Raw genomic sequence first — 20309 nt, forward strand, 5'->3', positions numbered from 1 at the left:
CGCAGTTCCGGTGCATTGAGCCACTTGCATTCGCGCACATCTTGCGCAATAACACCGCTCCCTTGAGACGGGCCTTGCTGCCCGTCCGGCCTTTCAGGCCAGCGTCAGAGCGGGCGTAGCTCAGGGGTAGAGCACAACCTTGCCAAGGTTGGGGTCGTGAGTTCGAATCTCATCGCCCGCTCCAATTCTCCTACAACCGGTATTCGTTTCACATTCGCAGGTATAGCTGCGGATGTGCGCCAGACCCTGCGTGTCTAGTAGCGCGGCCCTTCACCACGCAAGGTGTAGAGCGTGTCGCTGACGCTTTGAGCCGAGTCTGTCAGTTTTTCCTCGGTTGCCTGCTGGGCCTTGATCCACATGGGGTAGGCCTCTTCGAGCTTTTTGCGGCCGGCATCGGTGATGCGGATCGGTTTGGCGCGGCCAGAGGTCTCGGTCATGCGTTCAACCAGGCCCGCGGCCTCAAGCGGTTTCAGGTTGCGGGACAAAGACGTGCGTTCCATCGACAGGACGTCCGCCAGCGCCGAGATGGCGACAGGCTTCAGCCGGGCGATCGAGATCAGCAGGGTGAACTGGGTGATGGTGAGACCGCTCTGCCTGAGCGCTGTGTCATAGCGCCGGGTAACGGCGCGGGCGGTGCTCAGCGCGCGCAGGGCCAGGCAGCGGTCGCCCACATCCTCGATGATCTGTTCGGTGTCCATTAAGTGTAAATACACGCTTGAAGGTCGTCTCACAACGTGTATATACACTTCATGACACAGTATCACGCAGTTGGGATCGGGGCGGCATGACCGGCATATCGAGAGCAGAGAGATTTTTTGAGGGCGCGCTGCGCTATTGGTGGCTGGTGCTGCTAGCAGGCGTTGCGCTGATCGCAGCCACGGCGATGTCGCTGCCCATGCTCACCAAGGACACGTCGGCGGACGCGTTCATCGACGCGGATGAGCCGGCGCTTGTCTACAAGGAGCGGGTTGAAGAGATCTTCGGGCTGACGGACCCGATTGTGATCGCGGTGATCAATCGCGGCGAGGACGGGGTGTTCACGCCGGACAATCTGGCGCTGGTGGAGCGCCTGACGCGGGCGGTGGAGCGGCTGCCGCAGGTGGACCCTGACCGGGTGGTGAGCCTGGCGACCGAAAACAACATCGTCGGCACCGAAGACGGGCTGATCGTTGAGGGGTTTCTTGATCCGGATACGGAAGGCTTTCAAGCACCGCTGGGAACCCGGGCGCGGGCCGAGGAAGTCAGCGCAGCGATTGCCGATTTTCCGCTTTATCAGGGCGGGCTTGTGGGTCGGCGCGGCACAGCGACCCTGATCATCGCCGAGATCCTTGATGATGACCTGGCAACCGCTGCTTATGACGCGGTGATGGCGCTTGTGGCGGCTGAGACCATTCCCGAGGGCACGCAGGTGCATGTGGCCGGGGAAGGTGCCGTGGCGGGGTATCTGTCGACCTATATCGACAATGATGCCAGCCGGCTCAACCCGATGGCGGGGCTCATCATCACCATTGTGCTGCTGGTTGCTTTTGTGAGCCTGCGGGCGGCCATTCTTCCCAACATCATCGTGCTGGCGACGGTGCTTGGCAGTTTCGGCCTGATGGCGGCGTCGGGCACGTCCTTCTTTGTCATCACCAACGGGCTGGTGGTCAATCTGATCGGCATCGCGGTTGCGGATTCGATCCATATCCTGTCGGCCTATTACACCGTGCTGCGGGATGATCCGGCGATCAGCAAACGCAATGCGGTGGCGCGGGCGATGGCGCAGATGTGGCGTCCGGTGACGCTGACCACCATCACCACGGTTGCGGGCTTTCTGGCGTTGTCCGCCAGCTCCGTCATGCCGCCGATCAGCGCGTTCGGCCTGTTCGGCGCGCTGGGTGTGGCGCTGGCCTGGCTTTATTCGATGACGCTCCTGCCGGCGCTTCTGACGGTGTGGCCGACGCGGCGGATCCCCTATCCGTTCGGGCAGCGCAAGGACGGGACGCAGCGGCGTAACGCTGCAGAGCGGCTGATGACGGCGCTGGGGCGCGTGGTCCTGGCATCACCCAAGCCCGTGGTGGCCGCAGGCGGGGTGCTCACCTTGGTTGCCCTGGCGGGGGCCTCGCAGCTGGTCGTCAATGAGGACCGCATCGAAAACTTCAAGCCGTCCGAACCGGTCTATATGGCTGACAAGGCAATCAATGCGGATACGGACGGGATCTACAATCTCGACGTGCTGATAGAGACGTCGCGGCCGGGCGGGCTTTATGACCCGGAGATGCTGCGGCGGATCGAGGCGCTGCAGGTCTTCATGGAAAGCCTTGAAGGCGTCGGCGGCACCACGTCCATTGTGGATTATGTGAAGCAGCTGCACCGGGCCGTGAATGAAGGCCGGCCTGATTTCTACACCATTCCGGATGATGCGGATCTCGTGGCGCAGCTGTTCTTCCTCTATGGCGCCAGCGCTGACCCGACCGACTTTGAAGAGGAAGTGGACTTTGACTATCAGCGCGCGCTGGTGCGGGCTCAGGTGTCAACCGGTCAGTATACGAACAATAAAGAGATCGTTCCGGCGCTCGAGGACTATCTGCGCACGACCTTCAACGACGAGGCTGCCACGGCGACAGCCACGGGCCGGATCACGGTGAACTATTACTGGGTGCGCGGGATCGACCAGTCGACATTGCTGTCGGTGCTGCTGGCCTTTGTGGCTGTTACCGTTGCGGCCATCATCGTGTTCCGGTCGCTGACGGCGGGGCTTCTCGCGGCGATGCCGGTGGGGCTGTCGGTGCTGCTGGTCTATGCGGTCATGGGGTTTGCGGGGATCCCGCTTGGGGTCGGCACGTCGATGTTTGCGGCGATCGCCATCGGCCTCTCCATCGACTTTGCGATCCACGCGCTGGACCGGATCAGGGATATCGGCCGCAGCGAAGGTCTCGGGCCGCAGGCGCTGATGGCGCTTTATCCGGAGACGGGCCGGGCGCTGTTTTTCAACTTCATTGCCGTTGCCGGCGGCTTCGGTGTCCTGATGACGTCGGACGTGCCGCCGCTGATCAAGTTCGGCAGCCTGGTTGCTGTTGCTGTCAGCGTCGCGTTCATCGCTTCCGTCACGCTGCTGCCGGCTCTTGTCACTCTTCTGAAACCGAAAGCGCTGCTTGCGCCCGAACCGAAGGAGGCCGCCCATGCGTCCTGCCCTCAAACTGCTTAGTGCTGCCGTCATCGCTGCCACGGCATCGTCTGCCCCTGGCCTGCAGGCCGGTGCACAGGACGCCATGACCGGGGATGAGATCATTGCCATGGTCAATGCGCGTCCCGATGGTGTGCAAGTCACGCGCAACTTCACGCTGGAACTCACCAACCGCCAGGGCGATACGCGGCGGGAGGAAACACACGCCTACCGGCGCTATTTCGGCGAGGAGAAACGGACGATCATTTTCTATACGGAGCCGACGCGGGTGCGCGGGACGGGGTTTCTGACCTTCGACTATCCGGACCCGTCCATCGATGACGACCAGTGGCTCTATCTGCCGGCGCTGCGCAAGGTGCGGCGAATCTCGGCATCAGACCGGGGTGATTTCTTTCTGGGTACGGACTTCACCTATGAAGAAATCAAGAAGGAGCAGAAGGTGGAGGCATCCGACTATGTCTTTACCGCGAAGGGCACGGAGATGGTCGACGGGCGGGAGCTGCTTGTGGTGGAAGGCGTGCCGTCCACAGATGCTGTGGCCCGTGAGCTGGGGGTAAGCCGCGTGGTCTGGCGTGTCGACCCTGAGATGCAGCTCAGCCGCAAGACGGTTTATTATGACCAGAACGGCAATCTGGCCCGCACGGTGACGATTGAAGGGGTTGAGATCATCGACGGTTTCATCACCACAACGCAGCTTCTGGCGGAAAACCACAAGACGGGTCACAGCTCGCGGATCAGCTTCTCCGGGACCGACTATGAGGCGGACGTCCCGGAGAGCCTGTTCAGCCAGGCCCGGTTGCGGCGCGGCCTATGACCCGGCGTTTCCCACATTCACCAGGGGCCAGTGCTGCTTGCGTGGCCTGGGCGGGGGCGGTGATTGCCGCTGCCGCCCTGCCGGGCGGTGTGGCGCGCGCGGCATCTTCCGGGCTTGAGCTGCGGGGGGAAGCCACCCTGCGGACGGCCATCGAGATTGAAGACGGCGATGTTCAGCTTGGTGAGCTTCTGGTGGAGCCGGAGCTTTCCGGCGAGGTGACACCCGAGATCAGCTGGACGGTGATTGGCCGGCTGCGGATTGACGCAGCCGATGAGCTGGAGCCGGGCGACCCCGGCCCGCAGGACGGGTTCCGGTCGCCGGTCAATCGGCGGCTGTTCATCGGTGACACGACGGATCTCGAGTTGCGGGAGGCCTATGCGGATATTTACGCGGGTCAGTGGTTTGTCCGGGCCGGCAAGCAGCAGGTGGTGTGGGGCCAGGCCGACGGGTTGCGGGTGCTCGACCAGGTCAACCCGCTGAGCTTCCGCGAGTTCATCATGGGGGACTTCGAAGACCGCCGCATCCCGCTGTGGATGGTCAATGCGGAGCGCAGTTTCGGCGGTGTGACGGCGCAGTTCCTATGGATCCCCGACCACAGCTATGACGAGGTGCCGGCGGACGGCACCTATGCCGTGACCTCGCCGCTGCTGCGGCCGCAGATCAGGCCCCAGCCGGGGCAGGCTGTGCGGTTTGCCGAGGCGGACAGGCCGGACAGGCTGATCGTGGATGATGATTACGGGGTGCGTCTGACGGGGTTCAGCGATGGCTGGGACTGGTCGGTCAACGCGCTTTATGCCTATGGCGACGGGCAGGTGCTGCGGCAGGCGCGGACGCCGCAGGCCGTGACGGTGACGCCGGACTATGAACGCACCTTGCTGACCGGCGGGTCTGTCTCGAATGCCTTCGGCAAGGCGACGGTGCGGGCCGAAATCGGCTATGTGACGGACAGGTTTGTCCTTACAAATGATCCTCAGGACACGGATGGTATTTTCGAGACAGGTGAGGCCAGTGGTGTCATCGGTCTTGATTATCAGGTGGACGCGGACCTGCTGGTGAGCGGGCAGGTCTTTGCGGGTGTGCTGACCGATGATGCGCCGGGGCTTGTGCGCGATCAGGTGACGGGCACCGCGAGCCTGCTGGTGCGGCAGGAGTTCCTCAATGACACCGTGGAGGTGGAGGGGCTGTTGCTGCAGAGCCTGAACCAGGGAGACGGGCTGGTGCAGCTCGGCGCGACGTACAAGCTCACAGACGCTGTGACACTGGCTGCGGGCGCGGATGTCTTTTATGGCAACCGGCAGGGCCTATTCGGCCAGTTCGGTGAGGCAGACCGGGTGACCCTGGCTGTGACCTATGGATTTTAAAGCCGGGTTTTAGCGCTACGCGCCGCCTCTAGCTGTCGAGCAGCAGGGCAGGGTCGACGGAAACGGGGCGGGTCATTTTCTCGACGCCGTTTTCGGTGGCGACGATTGTTTCCGTCGCATCGATGTGTTTCTGGCCCCAGAGGGTGAGCGCCTTCATGACCGGGATGAGGGAGAGGCCCTTGTCGGTAAGCGCATATTCGTAGCGCACCGGACGCTCCTGATAAGGCCGCTTTTCGATGATGCCATGATCTTCCAGCTTCTTCAGGCGGTCGGTCAGCGTGTTGGTCTGAATGTGTTCGGCGGACTGGGTGAACTTCTTGAAGGTGCTGGGGCCGAAATAGATCAGGTCGCGCACGATCAGGAGGGTCCACTTGTCGCCTAGCAGGTCCAGCGAGCTGGCGAGCGGGCAGGACGATCTTTGCTTGAGAGTGCTGGGCTCGGTCATGGGGCTTAGCTGCGTTTTCTTCGTTCCAAATCAAGTGCTGCGGCGCTGCCGGGGCGGGTGGATTGTGCGGATTTTCAGCCGCCCGACCAGAAAAGTCTTGTGCATCCGAAAACCTCCATGCTAGGTCGCTTGTGTTTTTAAAGTGACTCGCTTGCGATTTACAAGTCGCCTTGTCGAGCACCGTACCGCGATGCCTTCGGGGCGTCCATGGAGGGCCTTATGCGCAGCTTGTTTTTTGAAGACGTGAACCGGCTTGGGTGGCGGGACATGCCGATGCCGCGGCCGCAGGCGGACCATGAGGCCGTTGTGCAGACAATTGCGGCGACGGCCTGCGTGGTCGACAACATGGTGATCAAGGGGGTGACGCCCATGGAGCCGCCTTTCGCACTCGGCCATGAGGCGGTGGGCCGGGTCATTGACATGGGTGACGCTGTGACCGGGCTTGCAATCGGCGACGTGGTGTCGATCCCCAATCACCGGACCTGCGGCAGCTGCCGGTCCTGCAAAAACCACGACCCTCTGCATTGCGAGCAGGAAGACGCGCCGTTTCCGCTGCTGCCTGCCTATGGCACGCCGGATGCCTATGGGTTTGGCGGCATGTTCAGCGAAGCGTTCCGGGTGCCGTTTGCGTCGCATGCGCTGGTGAAGGTTCCCGATACGATTGACCCGCTGGCGGCGGTGGCGGCCGGTGACACGCTGACCGATGCATGGCAGGCGACGGTGCCGCATATCCGCAAGACGCCGGAGGCGCGGGTGCTGATCACCAGCAATGCGGGCTACGGGCTTTATGCGGCGCAATGGGCGCTGGCGGCGGGCGCGGTCGAAGTCCTTTATGTGGATGACGACCCGACGCGCATGGCGGTGGCCAAGAAGATTGGCGCGACGACGCTGCAGTGGGAAGAGGGGCTGGAGGTGCCGCCGGTCTACAATGTGATCGTCAATGAGCGCCAGGGGGCCGAGGCACTGCGGTTCTGCCTGCTGGCGGCCGCGCATGGGGCTGTTGTCGAGAATGTCGTCATCTATCTGGAGGACGTGCCGTTTCCGCTGTTCCAGATGCACTTCTCCGGCGTGACCTTCCGCTCGTCCTTCTGTGCCACACGGCTCTATCTGCCCGAGGTGATCTCGGAACTGGAGGCGGGCACGATTGATCCGCGCGTTGTCGAGTCAGAAATCTTCACCCTGGATGACGCCCCGGACCGTCTCCTCGAGCAGAGCCACAAGCCGATCCTGCTGTTCGATGAAAGCCTGCGTGCGGAGCCTGCGTCTTGATCCTGCTCTACACGGAGGCGTCCCCGTTCGCCCGCAAATGCCGACTGTGCATCGCGGAGCTGGGTGCTGGGCAGGACATTGCCCTGCGAGACGTTGGGGCGGTCAGCCCGCTTGCAGCGAATGCAGCCGCCAGCGCGCAGGCGCCGCTGGGCAAAATCCCGGTGCTGGTACGGCCGGGGCAGGCGGCGCTCTACGACTCACCGGTGATCTGCGAATACCTTGATGCGGTGTGGCAGGGCAGCCTGTTTCCTGCAGACGGCGAGGCGCGATGGCGTGCCCTGGCCCTTCAGGCCCTGGCGGACGGGGCAATGGAGACAGCCGTCGCCCTCCGCTATGAGGCTGTATTCCGGGGCAACGGGTCCGGCGATGATCCGTGGGTCGTGCGCCAGACGGCACGCCTCACTTCCGCCGTGGACGCGATGGCGCGGGCCGTGGCGGATTTCGCGCCCGCTCCCACCATCGGGGAGCTCTCCGTTGCCTCGGCGCTTGGCTATCTCGACCTGCGCTTTGAAGAGATTGCATGGCGCCGCGGGCAGGCTGCGCTGGCGGCGTGGTTCGACAGCTTTGCCGCCCGGCCATCGATGCAATCAACAGCACCAACACTCTGACCAACATCACACCAACAGGAGATGGACCATGAACCTGGCTGAAATGAGCGGCCTTGACCTGATGCGGCTGGGCGTGAGCCTGCCGGGCAATATGGGTGACCAGGGCATTGCCAGCGTCATTCCCATGAAGATCATCGAAGCGGATGAGGGGCGGGTGGTGTTTCTCGCCACCGCCGACGCCCGCCATACGAACCCGCTTGGATCCGTACACGGAGGATTTGCGGCAACCGTCCTGGATTCGGCAACGGGCTGCGCGGTTCACACGCTGCTGCCTGCGGGCGTGGGTTTCGGGACGGTCGATCTCAACGTCAAGATGATCCGGCCGGTTCCTTTCGAGCAGCAGATGCGGGCGGTGGGCGAGGTCATCGACCGGACGCGGTCGCTTGCCATCTCGGAGGCGACGCTGACGGATATGGACGGAAAGATCTTCGCCCATGCGTCGGCCACGTGCCGGATCATCACCCCGTCGTAGGCCGGAACGATCCCGCAAAGCCCGTTCGTCGGTGCTCTGCTGCCCGGGACGCAGAAGCCGGGGCGGTGTCAGGGTCGGGTGTCTGCGACGACGTCGTAGCCGTAGACCCAGTCCTGGCGCATAAGGCCAATGGAGGGGGCGATACGGCCGGCGAGCCACATGGGGCCGTAGGTCTTGAGCCTGCCGAGGGCAGTGCGCTGGTGGAAGGTTTTCGCGTTGGCGCGGGAGCCGGCCTGGACGGCGGTGGCGCGGGCTTGGCGCCTTGCCTGATAGGCCGTGAGGGCGCCGGGCACGTCAGTGTCGCCAGAGAGGCAGGCCGCCAGGGCCCAGGCGTCTTCGATGGCCATGGCCGCACCCTGGGCCATGAAAGGCAGCATGGGGTGGGCGGCATCGCCCATCAGGGCCACGCGGCCATCGGTCCAGGTGGTGAGGGGCGGGCGGTCGAACAGGGCCCAGCGGAACAGGCCGTCGGCTTCCTCGATCAGCCGGGTAATGATGGGGTGCCAGCCGGTGAAGTCGGCCAGGGCCTCCTCGCGCGTGCCGGCTTCGGTCCAGCTTTCGGTTGTCCAGTCGTCCCGCTCCACGACGGCCACGAGATTGGCCAGCGCACCGCCGCGCAGGCGATAGGTGACGGCGTGCTTGCCGCGTCCCATCCAGGCACAGGCGACGGGCGGGGGGGTGTCCGCACCAAGCCGGTCAACCGGCACCACGGCGCGCCAGGCGACGTTGCCGGTGAAGGCGGGTTTGTCCGGCCCGAGCATGCAGGTGCGGATGGCGGAGTGAATGCCGTCGGCACCGATAAGGACATCGCCGCTGAGTGTCTCCCCGGTTTCAAGCACTGCCGTCACGCCCGCGCCGTCCTGCCCGTAGCGTGTAACAGCCGTGCCGAGGCGGAGTGCACCGGGGGCGCGGCTGTCGAGCTGCTGGGCGAGACAATCCAACAGGTCGGCGCGGTGGATATGGAGATAGGGGGAGCCCCACCGGTCCACCGCGGTTTTGCCCAGTGGCGCGTGGAGAAGGCGCATGCCGCTTTCGCCCATGCGGATCTCGATGCCGTCCGGCGTAAACCCCGTTGCGGCCAGCGTCCCGTCCAGACCCAGGGCCTCGAACACCTTCATGGCGTTGGGGCTGAGCTGCAGGCCCGCCCCGACTTCGGCGAGGTCAGGCGCCTTTTCCAGCACGGTGACGTCCCAGCCATGGGCGCGCAGGCACAGGGCTGCTGTCAGCCCGCCAATGCCGCCACCGGCAATGAGCGCTTCTGGCATCTGGTCTTCGTGCTCCCTCTTCGCGATCCGCACCGCAGACTACTCCGACATATCATCCCTTGTGTCGATGTCGATGGCCTGGCGGGGGGTGAGCGGGACTGTTGCCGTGTGCGGCAGGTCGAGAAAGACGCGTTTGCCGCCCTGGTCTCCCTCCAGCCGGGCAAGGTGCGGGAAGGCGGTGCGGCGGAACAGCATGGGCGGCAGCGGCGTGGCTCCGGCCGTGCTTGCCACGGCGTCGACGCCTTCAGTCAGGCGGGCCAGCATGGACGTCAGGTGAGACAGGGGCACATGGGGCATATCGGCCAGCAGAATGAGCGCTGCCTCGACGCGGGTGTCCGACAGGTGCCTGATGCCGTGGGCCAGCGATGAGCCTTGCCCCTGATCCGCATGCGGATTGATCTGGGTATCTATGCCGTTGTCGCTGAACAGGGATGCGCGGGCCGGTGCGTGTTCGGGAATGATGGCGAGGGTGGCCGCTGCGTTCAGCGCGGCTGCGAGGCGGGCGCTATGGGCGGCCAGCGGCAGGCCCCCGACCTCATGCAGGAGCTTGTCGTCCGGGCCGAAACGGCGGGAGGCACCGGCTGCGAGGATCAGGACGCCCAGGCGCGCGGGTGTCACGCCGTCAGGTCCTTATAGGCGGAGGCGATCTCCGCCAGGGTGGACACGGCAAGCATCGAGGCGTCGCGGGTGCGCGGGATGAGGCCGATGGGGCCTTGCAGGCGGGCGATCTGATCGCGCCGGGCACCGTTTGCGGTCAGGGCCTCGCAGCGCAGCTGGTGGGTGCGCCGGCTGCCAACGGCCCCGATCCAGAAGGCGGGGCCGTCGAAGGTCTGCAGCAGGAGCGGGATTTCCCAGTCCTGGTCATGGAACAGCAGGGCAAATGCCGTCCACGGATCATCGGTCAGGCCGGGCAGGGATTGCGCCGTGGTGAGGCTGATCGCCGTAAGCCCCTCGGCCCGGGCGCGGGCGAGGGTATGCTCGTCGGGCGACTGAAGGGTGGTGTCAAAGTCACCGGCGGCTGCGAGGCGGGCCAGGGCGATGGCTTCCTCGCCCCGGCCGGCGACGCGCAGGGCCAGCTTCGGGGTCAGGTGCAGGCTCAATTTGTCACCATCCCATGAGGTGGTGCGGTCAGCGGGAACGGGCCCCGCTGTAAACGTGCCGTCGCGGGTTATGGTCAGGCCGGTTTCGGTGCGGGCGGTGAGGGCGTCATGGGTACGGGCCACCGCGTCCGGATCGGTGAGGGGCGCGACCAGCACATCCATCTGCCCGCCGCAGGGCAGGCGGATATCCATGAAGGGCGAGCCTGCGCCATAGACGAGATAGGCGGCCTTGCCGGTTTCGATGGCGGCGAGGGCGTGTCCGATGACATCCGCGTCCACACAGCCATTGGAGACGTAGCCCGCTGCCGTGCCGTCGCGCGTGACGGCCATCATGGCGCCGGGCCAGCGCAGGCCGCCGCCCTGGGTGTGGCTGACCACGGCCAGGGCGCAGGCCTCGCCTGCCGCGAGGCGGGTGCGGGCGAAACCCAGGACGTCTTCGGCGTGGCTGTAACTCGACACGGGGCGGGCGGCCTTTTTGCGGTTGTTCAGGCGCGCGCCAGTGTCCGCGCGCCGAAGACGAGGATCACCACCATCACGGCTTCAACGACAAGCGGCGTGGCGATGCCTTCCGGTGCGCCGGCCATGATAATGCCCAGAACCCGCCCGGTGAGAGCCAGCCCGTAGAGCAGGGCCGCGCCGTAAAGAGCGGAGGGGCGGCCGGCGAAAAGGCCGAGGGCCGTGAAGATGGCGGCGGCCAGGAAGAAGGCGCCGATATCTCCCCGGAAGGTGTTCCATCCCATATCGGTCAGGTCGGTGCCGAATCCAAGGGCAAGCGCAGCCTGCTCGGGCATGAAGAAGGTCTGCACACCCATCAGCAGCGAAAAGAGCAGGGCGAGCGTGACGGTGATACGGGCAATCCAGAGCATGTGTTTCCCCTCGGTCTGGCAATTGTTTGGCGCAGCTTAAGAGTGCCTGTGCCGGTTGGCCATATGGGACCGCAGGCGTGCGGGGGCGAGGGGCGGATCAGCCGCCGGTGGTGTGTTTTGTGCCGGGGCGTCCGAACAGGCTTGCCCGGAGGTCCGCTGCCGTCCGTGCGGATGTGATGTCGCGCATCAGGGCGGGCAGTTCCGAGACCCATACCCTGAGCGGATTGACGCTGTCGAAGTCTCTTACAAGTCCATAGCGGGGCGTATGCTCCTCACGCTGATAGGTGCCGAAGATGCGGTCCCAGATGATCAGGATGCCGCCATAGTTCTTGTCGAGGTAAAGATCGTCGCAGCCGTGATGGACGCGGTGGTTGGACGGGGTGTTGAGGATGCCGTCGAGGGGGCCGAGCCTGCCGACAAGCTCCGTATGGATCCAGGTCTGGTAGGCCTGGACCGTCAGTATGCCGAAAAAGATGACTTCCGCAGGCAGGCCGGTGAGCAGCAGCGGGATGTGGCAGATGAAGCTCCACACGCCCTCGGCCGGGCCGAAGCGCACGCCGGTGACGATGTTCATGTGGCGGGAGGAATGGTGCACGGCGTGCTGTGTCCATAGAAGCCGTACTTCATGGGCGAGCCGGTGTTCCCAGTAATAGGTGAAGTCCGCGAGGACGACACCAAGCACGAGGGTGGCTGCGGATATTGGCAGCGCCCAGGTGATGTATGTTTCGCTGATGACCTCATAGGCGACATAGCCGGTGACCAGCAGGACTGTCTCGACGGCGAGGAAGGGCAGTTGCGTGGAGATGCTGGCCAGCATGTCGAGTAAAGTGCGCCCGGTCATCCGGCGGGTCAGGACGCCCTTGATGATCTCGATGGCGAGGATGGCGGCGCCGAAGATGAAGAACACTTCGTCGACAGATGTGGCGAGACGTTCCACCTGTTCATAGGTCATTGCCGTCTGCATCCCTTGTGGTGCCGAGCCCGTGGGTCAGGGTCCGCCATGCCAGCGCGGCGGCCTGGGCGGGAGTGGTTTCGCCGCTGCGGACGGATTCCCATCCGGCATAAAGAAGGTGGTCGAAGGCCTGGACGATCCATGCGGTGGGGACTGTCGCGGCAAAGGTGCCTTCCTGCCTGGCCGCATCGACAAGGTCGCGGGTCTCGCCTGCCTGGCGTTCGAAGGCGGCGGTGATGGCGGGGTCATCGTCCAGCGGTATATGGGCGAGAAAGCTGTGGCGGTCGCCGAGGGGCACCAGTGCCTCCATGCACCGCTTGAGCGCGTCCGTGTGGCTGGGGGCACCATGGCAGGCGACCTCGGCGGCGTGGTCCATTTCGGCGATGGCCTGGTGCGCCAGCGCGATCAGCAAGTCCTCGCGGCTGGCGAAATGCCGGTGCAGGGTGGCGCGGCCGACGCCGGCGTGCTCGGCAATCTCGCTGAGCGAGGCGCCGGGATTGCGGCTCAGGAGTTCGAAGCCCGCTTCTGCGATGGCCTGCCGGGCGGGAAGCCGTTTGGGTATGGTCATGAGACATATATGTCTCATTTGAGGTATGTTTGTCAACTGTCGACTGTGGCCGGGCAAACCCGATGGTGTCACCTTTTCCCGGCACCGGCGTCCAATAGGGCAAAGGAGACCTGCCATGCCTGGGCCGACTGCCGCACACCCCATCGACTATGCCGCCCTGGATGATGCGGGGCTGGTGGCGCGTGCCGCGCTGCGCGATGCCCGGGCGGTGCGGGAGATCACCACGCGCTACAACCAGCGGCTCTTCCGCACGGCGTGGAGCGTGCTGCGCGACCAGGCGGATGCCGAGGAGGTGGTGCAGGAAGCCTATCTGAAGGCCTTTCGCGGGCTTGATGGATTTGCCGGCCAGTCGAGCCTGTCGACATGGCTGGTGCGGATTGTTCTCAACGCGGCCGTGGACCGGGGCCGCAGGAAGGAGCGCCGGCGCACGGACCTGCTGGAGCAGGACGTGGCGGTGCTCGATGCCTATCGGCGGCGGCATAGCCCGGCCGATGCGACCCCGGAGGATGCGCTGATGCGCAAACAGCTTGCCGACAGCCTGAAGAGCGCCATTGCTCAGCTCGCGGATGACTATAGCAGCGTGGTGGTGCTGCGGGACATCGAGGGCATGAGCGTGCGGGAGACCGCCGAGGTGCTGGGGGTCAGCGAGGACGTGGTGAAGACCCGCTTGTCACGGGCGCGGCGGCAGCTGCGCAGGATTCTGCTGCCGGAGATTGGCGGCCTGTTCCAGGAAACGCTGCCCTTCGCCGGGGCGGATTGCGAGCGCATGACCGCGCGGGTGCTTGCGGCGCTTGAGCTCTAGCAACGGGCTTCGGCTCAAGGGCCCGGGTCAGGGCCTGAGTGCAGTGCGACGTACAAATCATTCAACAAGAGACTGGAGATTCTCAGATGCCGACCATCAAAACGCATTCTTCCACCAGGCGCTCCGTGCTGACAGGTGCGGGCAAGACAATGACCCTGGCCGGGGCGGCCATGGCGCTCAATGGGTTTTCTACGGCAGCCTATGCAGCGGATGATGCGTCGGTGGCGCAGGACGTCAGTATACTGAATGCTGCGATTGCGCTCGAGCATGAGGGCATCGCTGCCTACCAGATCGGTGCCACCAGCGGACTGCTTGATCCGGCGGTCGTCGAGATCGGGCTAACCTTCCAGGGCCATCACAAGGGGCATCGGGACATCCTTGTGTCGGCCGTACGTGACCTTGGTGGCGAGCCGGTTGCGGAAGAGTCTCTTGATGCCTATGCGGAACAGCTGGGAGCGGGCGGGCTGGCCACACAGGAAGACGTGCTGCGTCTTGCGCTCAAACTGGAGCGGGGGGCGGCCAATGCCTATCTGAGCCTGATCCCGAGCCTTGGTGCGGACTATCACAAGGTTGCAGCGCAGATGGCAGGGGATGAAGCCTTCCATGCGGCTATTCTTGCCAACGCGCTGGGTGAGCCGCTGCCCGCTGACGCGCTGATCTTCGGCTGATCTCATGAACCGGCATATTTCATCTCGAAGGACGATTAAGCGGGTTCTGCGGGCTGTGCTGGGTGCAGGTGCTGTTCTTGCGACGGTGCCTGCACTTGCAGCGGAGCCTGTCACCAGCGATGCCGCGCAGGTGGCAGAGGGTGAGGCGCTGTATGAGGCATTGTGTGCGGCATGCCATGCACCGGATGCCAACCGCATCGGTCCCGCGCACCGGGAGGTGTTCGGCAGCCGGGCGGGATCGGTAGACGGGTTTTCCTACACGCCTGCATTGCAGTCGCTCGATGTCGTGTGGGACGAGGAAACCCTTGATCGCTGGCTTGCGGCGCCAGCAGCCATGGCGCCGGGTACCTCCATGGGGGTCAGCGTCCCGGACCCGGATAGGCGGCGGGCGCTGATTGCCTTTCTGCGCTCCCTGAGCGTGGCGGGGCGCTGAGGCGCTCCTGTTGGCTGAGCGCGCCCTTTCTCACAATCCCGTGTAGTGCGGTTTCGGACCGGGCTGCCCTGATCCTGAATGTTGAAACGGCGGGGGGGCGGTGCCACCTTGTAGGGCGAAACATCGGCGCGGGGCTGCCCGAGGGTGCCCGAAGCACGGCGCTGAGAGCGAAAGAGGAGCGCCACGATGAGCGACACCGAATACACCCCTCCGAAAGTCTGGACGTGGAACAAGGAAAACGGCGGCCGTTTTGCCAGTATCAACCGGCCGATCGCCGGGCCGACCCATGACAAGGACCTGCAGGTCGGCAAGCATCCGATCCAGCTTTATTCCCTGGGCACGCCCAATGGTGTGAAGGTGACGGTGATGCTGGAAGAGCTTCTGGCGAAGGGCCATGCGGGCGCCGAGTATGATGCGTGGCTGGTGAATATCGGCGAGGGTGACCAATTCTCGTCGGGCTTTGTCTCCGCCAATCCGAACTCGAAGATTCCGGCGATGATGGATCACAGCACCACGCCGCCGACGCGGGTGTTTGAATCCGGCTCGATCCTTCTCTATCTGGCTGAGAAGTTCGGTGAGTTCCTGCCGACGGACCCGGCGGCGCGGACCGAAACGCTGAACTGGCTGTTCTGGCAGATGGGCAGCGCGCCCTATCTCGGTGGCGGGTTTGGTCACTTCTATGCCTATGCGCCGATCAAGATCGAATATGCGATCGACCGTTTTGCCATGGAAGTGAAGCGCCAGCTGGATGTGCTCGACCGCAACCTCGCCGAGCGTGAATACATGGCGGGTGACGAATACACCATCGCCGATATTGCTATCTGGCCGTGGTACGGCGCGGTGGTGGCCAATGCGGCCTATGACGCGGCGGAATTCCTCGAGACGCACACCTACAAGAACGTGAAGCGGTGGATGGATCTGGTGGGTGCGCGGCCCGCTGTGCAGCGGGGCCGCATGGTCAACCGCGTGTTTGGTGATCCGGCCATGCAGCTGCATGAGCGTCATGACGCCAGCGATTTCGATACCAAGACCCAGGACAAGATTGCCGCTGCGGAATAGGCGGCGCGACTGATCCTGCAAAACGGATTGCGCAAAGGGGCCACTGGCGTTCATCGCCGTGGCCCCTTATTCGTTGGGGGCACTGGACAACCGGGAGACTTCAGATGAGCGTTTCGCTTGAGATGGACGGCGATGTTGCCGTCATCACCATGAATGACGGCAAGGCCAACGCCGTGAACCCCACCCTGCTCGATGCGCTGGAAGCAGCCATGGACAAGGCGGAAGCCGAGGCCAAGGCGATCGTGCTTGCGGGCAAGCCAGGGCTTTTCTCGGCCGGGTTCGACCTCAAGCTCATGCAGGGCGCGTCGCCTGACGAGGTGAAGACGCTTGTGATGCGGGGCGGGGCTTTTGCGGCGCGGCTTTACGGCAACAAGCTGCCGGTGGTGGCGGCCTGCACCGGACATGCGATTGCCATGGGCGTTTTCCTGCTGCTGGGGTGTGACACCCGTATCGGTGCGGCGGGCGAGTTCGCCATTGGCGCGAATGAGACGATCAACAACATGGTGCTGCCGCAGTTCGGCATCGAGTTGCCGAAGGCTCGGCTGAACCCGCAATATCTTACCGAGGCGGTGATCCAGGCCAAGATGTATGACCCGGTGGCCGCAACCACTGTCGGCTACCTGGATCAGGTGGTGGCACCGGAGAAGGTGGTCGAGACGGCGACCGGCGTGGCGGCCCAGCTGGCGCAGCTGCCCGGCCAGGCCTATGCGGGTAACAAGAAGCTGCTGCGGGCAGAGACGCTGGCCGCGATCGAGGCGAGCCTCGCGGGCTAGTTGCCGTCGCCGGAGCCCGTTGCCCCCGCACGGGCGAGGGGCAGCGGTTCCTTGAAGGTGAGCGTGCGGTAGGGGAAGGGGATTTCGATCCCCGCCTCGTCCAGCGCACGCTTGACGGCGGCCACCACTTCGTCGCGCGAGCGGCGCACATCCAGCGGCGTCGAGCCGGTCCACCAAGTGACTTCAAAGTCGATGCTGGAGGCACCGAAGGCCTGGGCGAAAATCTGTACCGGCTGATCGCCGCGCACGGTGTCGCAGCCCTTCACGGCGTCGCTGATCACGTCGCGCGAGGTATCCACATCCTCGTCATAGGCAACGCCGGCCGTGATGGTGACGCGGCGGATGTCGCGGTCGGTGCGGATTTCCACCGGGTTGCGGAACAGCATGCCGTTGGGCATCACCACCAGCTGACCATCGGTGCGGCGCACATGGGTGTCGCGGATCGAGATTTTCTCCACCTTGCCTTCCACGCCGTCGCACTCGATGTAGTCGCCGATGCGCATGGGGCGGCGGTAGAGGATGAGGATGCCCGCCATGAAATTCTCGAACACATCCTTGAACGCAAAACCGATGGCGAGCGAGCCGATGCCCAGCGCTGCGATCATGTCGCCGGGGGTGATGGTGGGGAAGACGACAATGGCGGCGATGACGATGCCGCCGAGCCAGATGCCGATGCTGAGAAGGTTGCTCATCAGTTCGACGAGCGAGGCGCGCATGCGGTTCTGCGGCAGGAGCCGGTGAACCAGCGAGCTTGCGAGTTTCGAGACGGCCCAGGTGATGATGAGGATCACCACGGCCAGGCCGATCTGCGGCAGGAGCGCGATCAGTCCCCGGAGCATGTCGGTCAGATTGGTGAGAATGATCTCGATCGGCTGAATGTCGTCCATTGTCTTGCGCCCGCAGCGTCCCCAAGGAGGGAAACCGCGGGCGTTGGCGATTGTTCCCGTGCCGCTGTCTCCGGGCGCCCGAGATCAGGCCGGGTGCTGGTGCCAGGTGCCGGTCTTGAGCGAGCGGGGAGAGAATTCACCGAAGGCAAAGCGCATGGGCAGGGCATCGGGGCGGGTGATGCCGTGATCCAGGGTGAAACGCCAGGCGCGCTGGGCACCGGGGAGCTGATCCACCTCCGCACCGCTCCAGATGATCTCGACCGTGCCGGCGAGGTGGACGAGACCGCCGGTGTCGAAATCGGGAAACAGGATGCCGGCGCGCGGGTTCACCAGCAGATTGCCGAGGGTGTTGAAGAAGAAATTGCCTGCATAGTCAGGCACCAGGAAGGTGCGGTCATCCTCGACCTTGATGAAACCGGCCGCGCCGCCGCGATGGGAGACATCGACGCCGCTTTCGGGTTTGCCCGGCTCGCGGCTCTCGGTAGCGGACGCAATGAAGAACGTGTCAGCCTTTTCAATCAGGGTACGGATTTTTTCATCGAAGCGGGTGAAGGTGTCCGGCGTTTCGGCATGAGGTGCTTTCGGGTCGCGGGTCTCTATCACTTCGCGGGTCTGGATGAATTGCGGGCAGTTGCCGAAGGACAGGTCGATCTTCAGTTCGAGCGCTGACCGTGTCTGACGTTCCACGTGGGCGGTGAAGCGGTTGCGGCGGCGAGTGTCGAGCTCAATGCCGAGGCCGCCGACCGGGGCACCGGCATGCAGGGCGGCGAGGGCCGGGTCAGCCGAGGGCAGGGCGGCTGAAAGCGTGAGGTGGGTGTCGTCGGGGCTTGTGACAAAGCCCGCGCCGCCCGCCAGAATGGTGGCCCAGGGCTGGCCGCCCGCGTCCTGGGTGCCGAGCACCATGAAGGGGAGGCTTTCGAAGAACTCCCGATGCTGATCGGGCATGTGATCGCGGATGAAGTTGCGGCCGATGACCGCCATCTTGTCGGCGACGCCGACGCGGCGCTGGATTTCGATCTCGCCTTCGTGGAACGGCGCGGGGCCTTCGGTGATCACGGCCATGGTTGTGTCTCCTTGAGAGGGGGTGACGGGCCCGGAAAGGATGGGGGATGGAGCTTTCCGGACCCGCCGTCGGCTGGCGGTGGCCGTTACGCAGCCAGCGCCACCTTGGTCGCCTTCATCGGCACGAAGCCATCAAGGCCTTCGATCCGCTTGAGCCAGGCGCGGATATGCGGATAGGGCTCAAGGGAGACATCGCCCTCGGGCGCGTGGGCGATGTAGCTGTAGCCCGCAATGTCAGCGATGGTGGCGGCGGTACCGGCCAGCCAGTCGCGGCCGGCGAGTTCCTGTTCCATCACGTCGAACAGGCCATAGGCGATGGTCTTGGCGCGCTCGGCATCCAAGGGAGCGCCGAAGATGGTGATGAGACGGGCGGTCGCGGGGCCGAAGGCAACAGGACCTGCGGCGACGGACAGCCAGCGGGTGACGCGGGCGGCGCCCTCGGCGTCTTCAGGTAGCCAGGTGGCGGTGCCGTATTTCTTGGCGAGGTAGACGAGGATCGCGTTTGAATCCGACACGATGGTGCCGTCATCGTCGATCACCGGCACCTGGCCGAAGGGGTTGAGCGCGCGGAACGCCTCCTGCTTGTGCTCGCCGTTGACGAGATCGACATCCACCAGCTCGTGGTCGAGGCCGAGTAGGGACAGGAACAGCTCGACGCGGTGGGCGTGGCCGGACAGTTCGTGGCGGTACAGCTTGATCATGGAATTCTCTCCTGGGCACGCCGGGAAGCCAGGGTGGGCGGCGTGTGGGGAGAAAATGGCGCATGGTCCGCGCGTTGATAATCCGGATGTTTTGCGAAAGACTGTCCTCATTTCGTTGACAGTGAGGCAGGGACACCATGGATACGCTGGAAGCCATGCGGGTGTTCGCGGCGGTAGCGGAAGAGGGCAGCTTTTCCGGTGCGGCGCGGCGGCTGGGCATGTCCAAGGCGCTGGCGAGCAAGAAGGTGGGGCAGTTGGAGGAGCAGCTCGGCGTCCGCCTGCTCAACCGCACCACGCGGCATGTGGGGCTGACGGAGATCGGCGCGGCCTACCGGGAGCGCTGCGCGGCGCTGGTGGCGGAGGTGGACGAAGCCCATGACATGGTGCGCAGCCGCCATGGGGCGCCGCGCGGGGTGTTGCGCGTGGCGGCGCCGCGGGCATTCGGCGAGGACGTGCTGACGCCGGCACTGGCCTCGTTCCTCGCGCGCTATCCGGACATCACGGTGGAGATCACGCTGGATGAGCGGCGGGTGGACATCATCGGTGAGGGATATGATGTGGCGGTGCGGGTGGATGACATGCCTGACTCGAGCCTGATCATCCGCAAGATCACGGATTTTCCCTACAAGATCTGCGCGTCACCGGCCTATCTCGAAAAAGCGGGACTTCCTCAGCACCCGGATGATCTCGTGAACCATACCTGTATCGTACTGCCGGCGATCAGCCCGACGGCGCAATGGCAGTTTCGCGTTGAGGGGGAGGTGAAGCGAGTGACCGTGCCGTCGCGGGTGCGGATCAACACGGCGCGGGGCGTGGCAACGCTGGTGCGCCAGGGGATGGGCATCGGGCTGTGTTTGTGGTCCAGCATCCGCGAGGACCTGAAGGCGGGCCGCCTTGTGGAGGTGCTGGCTGAATACAATGGCTATGAGCGGGCGATCTATGCCGCCTATCCGCACAGCCGTCACCTGTCAGGCAAGGTGCGGGCCTTCGTGGAGCATCTGATCGAGCATTGCCGGGAAGGCGCGGCTTAGGCCCTGA

The 20309-nt window shown here is 64.6% G+C and carries 23 protein-coding genes and 1 tRNA gene; 13 read left to right on the forward strand and 11 right to left on the reverse strand.

Translation table 11 applies throughout. The features are described 5' to 3' along the window. Positions 1-109 precede the first annotated feature (109 nt). Positions 110-184 (forward strand) — tRNA-Gly (locus HG718_RS13755). Positions 185-254: 70 nt separating this feature from the next. Here HG718_RS13755 and HG718_RS13760 read toward each other — a convergent pair. Then, on the reverse strand, positions 255-698 hold the full coding sequence (locus HG718_RS13760; protein WP_160587173.1) for a MarR family winged helix-turn-helix transcriptional regulator: 444 nt from the start codon (positions 696-698) through the stop codon (positions 255-257). An 86-nt stretch (positions 699-784) separates the two neighbouring features. On the opposite strand from HG718_RS13760, the gene HG718_RS13765 reads away from it, so the two are divergent. Genes HG718_RS13765 through HG718_RS13775 form a run of 3 tightly spaced genes read left to right on the forward strand, consistent with a single transcriptional unit; the run spans position 785 to position 5341 of the window. Continuing rightward, a complete protein-coding gene (locus HG718_RS13765) occupies positions 785-3187 on the forward strand; it encodes an efflux RND transporter permease subunit (RefSeq protein WP_160587174.1) in 2403 nt (800 codons plus the stop codon). Next, positions 3162-3980: an outer membrane lipoprotein-sorting protein gene (locus HG718_RS13770; RefSeq protein ID WP_160587175.1), complete on the forward strand. Its 819-nt coding sequence runs from the start codon at positions 3162-3164 to the stop codon at positions 3978-3980. Before HG718_RS13765 ends, HG718_RS13770 begins: the two co-directional genes overlap by 26 nt. A gap of 59 nt (positions 3981-4039) precedes the next feature. After that, the gene (locus HG718_RS13775) at positions 4040-5341 is read left to right on the forward strand and encodes an autotransporter outer membrane beta-barrel domain-containing protein (protein WP_160587176.1); all 1302 of its coding nucleotides are present in this window, start codon (positions 4040-4042) and stop codon (positions 5339-5341) included. 28 nt (positions 5342-5369) lie between these two features. On the opposite strand, the gene HG718_RS13780 is transcribed toward HG718_RS13775, so the two are convergent. Next, complete coding sequence (locus tag HG718_RS13780) at positions 5370-5786, reverse strand: winged helix-turn-helix transcriptional regulator (protein WP_160587177.1); 417 nt, start codon at positions 5784-5786, stop codon at positions 5370-5372. Between the two features lie 219 nt (positions 5787-6005). Here HG718_RS13780 and HG718_RS13785 point away from each other — a divergent pair, with 219 nt between their 5' ends. The 3 genes from HG718_RS13785 to HG718_RS13795 are packed head-to-tail and all read left to right on the forward strand — an operon-like array spanning position 6006 to position 8135. After that, positions 6006-7055, forward strand: coding sequence for an alcohol dehydrogenase catalytic domain-containing protein (locus HG718_RS13785; RefSeq protein WP_160587178.1), 1050 nt, complete (start codon positions 6006-6008; stop codon positions 7053-7055). Beyond that, positions 7052-7663 carry a glutathione S-transferase family protein gene (locus HG718_RS13790; protein ID WP_160587179.1) on the forward strand — a complete coding sequence of 204 codons (612 nt, stop codon included), beginning with the start codon at positions 7052-7054 and terminating at the stop codon, positions 7661-7663. The genes HG718_RS13785 and HG718_RS13790 overlap by 4 nt, the downstream gene beginning before the upstream one ends. 28 nt (positions 7664-7691) lie before the next feature. After that, positions 7692-8135, forward strand: coding sequence for a PaaI family thioesterase (locus HG718_RS13795; RefSeq protein WP_027840743.1), 444 nt, complete (start codon positions 7692-7694; stop codon positions 8133-8135). Between the two features lie 68 nt (positions 8136-8203). On the opposite strand, the gene HG718_RS13800 is transcribed toward HG718_RS13795, so the two are convergent. The 6 genes from HG718_RS13800 to HG718_RS13825 all read right to left on the reverse strand — a co-directional run bounded on the left by HG718_RS13800 (position 8204) and on the right by HG718_RS13825 (position 12886). Further along, positions 8204-9400, reverse strand: a complete 1197-nt coding sequence (locus tag HG718_RS13800) for an FAD-dependent monooxygenase (protein WP_160587180.1) — start codon at positions 9398-9400, stop codon at positions 8204-8206. Positions 9401-9439: 39 nt separating this feature from the next. Beyond that, positions 9440-10018: a nucleotidyltransferase family protein gene (locus HG718_RS13805; protein WP_160587181.1), complete on the reverse strand. Its 579-nt coding sequence runs from the start codon at positions 10016-10018 to the stop codon at positions 9440-9442. After that, the gene (locus HG718_RS13810) at positions 10015-10959 is read right to left on the reverse strand and encodes an XdhC family protein (protein WP_160587182.1); all 945 of its coding nucleotides are present in this window, start codon (positions 10957-10959) and stop codon (positions 10015-10017) included. The genes HG718_RS13805 and HG718_RS13810 overlap by 4 nt, the downstream gene beginning before the upstream one ends. A 26-nt stretch (positions 10960-10985) precedes the next feature. Continuing rightward, positions 10986-11366: a hypothetical protein gene (locus HG718_RS13815; protein ID WP_160587183.1), complete on the reverse strand. Its 381-nt coding sequence runs from the start codon at positions 11364-11366 to the stop codon at positions 10986-10988. A gap of 97 nt (positions 11367-11463) precedes the next feature. Next, a complete protein-coding gene (locus HG718_RS13820; RefSeq protein ID WP_160587184.1) occupies positions 11464-12318 on the reverse strand; it encodes a sterol desaturase family protein in 855 nt (284 codons plus the stop codon). Then, positions 12308-12886 (reverse strand): TetR/AcrR family transcriptional regulator, encoded by a 579-nt coding sequence (locus HG718_RS13825; protein WP_160587185.1) that lies wholly within the window; start codon positions 12884-12886, stop codon positions 12308-12310. Before HG718_RS13825 ends, HG718_RS13820 begins: the two co-directional genes overlap by 11 nt. Positions 12887-13001: 115 nt before the next feature. Between HG718_RS13825 and HG718_RS13830 the strand changes: the two genes are divergently transcribed. From HG718_RS13830 to HG718_RS13850, 5 genes are all read left to right on the forward strand, one after another. Further along, positions 13002-13688 carry an RNA polymerase sigma factor gene (locus HG718_RS13830; protein WP_160587186.1) on the forward strand — a complete coding sequence of 229 codons (687 nt, stop codon included), beginning with the start codon at positions 13002-13004 and terminating at the stop codon, positions 13686-13688. An 86-nt stretch (positions 13689-13774) separates the two neighbouring features. Next, a complete protein-coding gene (locus tag HG718_RS13835) occupies positions 13775-14356 on the forward strand; it encodes a ferritin-like domain-containing protein (RefSeq protein WP_160587187.1) in 582 nt (193 codons plus the stop codon). Positions 14357-14360: 4 nt separating this feature from the next. Then, complete coding sequence (locus HG718_RS13840; protein WP_160587188.1) at positions 14361-14789, forward strand: c-type cytochrome; 429 nt, start codon at positions 14361-14363, stop codon at positions 14787-14789. A 186-nt stretch (positions 14790-14975) separates the two neighbouring features. Then, positions 14976-15848: a glutathione-dependent disulfide-bond oxidoreductase gene (yghU, locus tag HG718_RS13845; RefSeq protein ID WP_027840734.1), complete on the forward strand. Its 873-nt coding sequence runs from the start codon at positions 14976-14978 to the stop codon at positions 15846-15848. A gap of 104 nt (positions 15849-15952) precedes the next feature. After that, complete coding sequence (locus HG718_RS13850; RefSeq protein WP_160587189.1) at positions 15953-16621, forward strand: crotonase/enoyl-CoA hydratase family protein; 669 nt, start codon at positions 15953-15955, stop codon at positions 16619-16621. Here the strand turns inward: HG718_RS13850 and HG718_RS13855 are convergent. The 3 genes from HG718_RS13855 to HG718_RS13865 form a co-directional block, all read right to left on the reverse strand. Beyond that, the gene (locus HG718_RS13855; RefSeq protein ID WP_160587190.1) at positions 16618-17508 is read right to left on the reverse strand and encodes a mechanosensitive ion channel family protein; all 891 of its coding nucleotides are present in this window, start codon (positions 17506-17508) and stop codon (positions 16618-16620) included. The genes HG718_RS13850 and HG718_RS13855 overlap by 4 nt on opposite strands. An 84-nt stretch (positions 17509-17592) precedes the next feature. Beyond that, on the reverse strand, positions 17593-18570 hold the full coding sequence (locus HG718_RS13860) for a pyridoxamine 5'-phosphate oxidase family protein (protein WP_160587191.1): 978 nt from the start codon (positions 18568-18570) through the stop codon (positions 17593-17595). Between the two features lie 86 nt (positions 18571-18656). Further along, entirely contained in the window at positions 18657-19268 is a 612-nt protein-coding gene (locus HG718_RS13865; protein WP_205345754.1) for a glutathione S-transferase family protein, read from the reverse strand. Between the two features lie 140 nt (positions 19269-19408). Between HG718_RS13865 and HG718_RS13870 the strand changes: the two genes are divergently transcribed. Further along, complete coding sequence (locus HG718_RS13870; protein ID WP_160587193.1) at positions 19409-20302, forward strand: LysR family transcriptional regulator; 894 nt, start codon at positions 19409-19411, stop codon at positions 20300-20302. Positions 20303-20309 lie beyond the last annotated feature (7 nt).

The sequence above is a fragment of the Pyruvatibacter mobilis genome (assembly GCF_012848855.1).
Classification (GTDB): Bacteria; Pseudomonadota; Alphaproteobacteria; order CGMCC-115125; family CGMCC-115125; genus Pyruvatibacter; species Pyruvatibacter mobilis.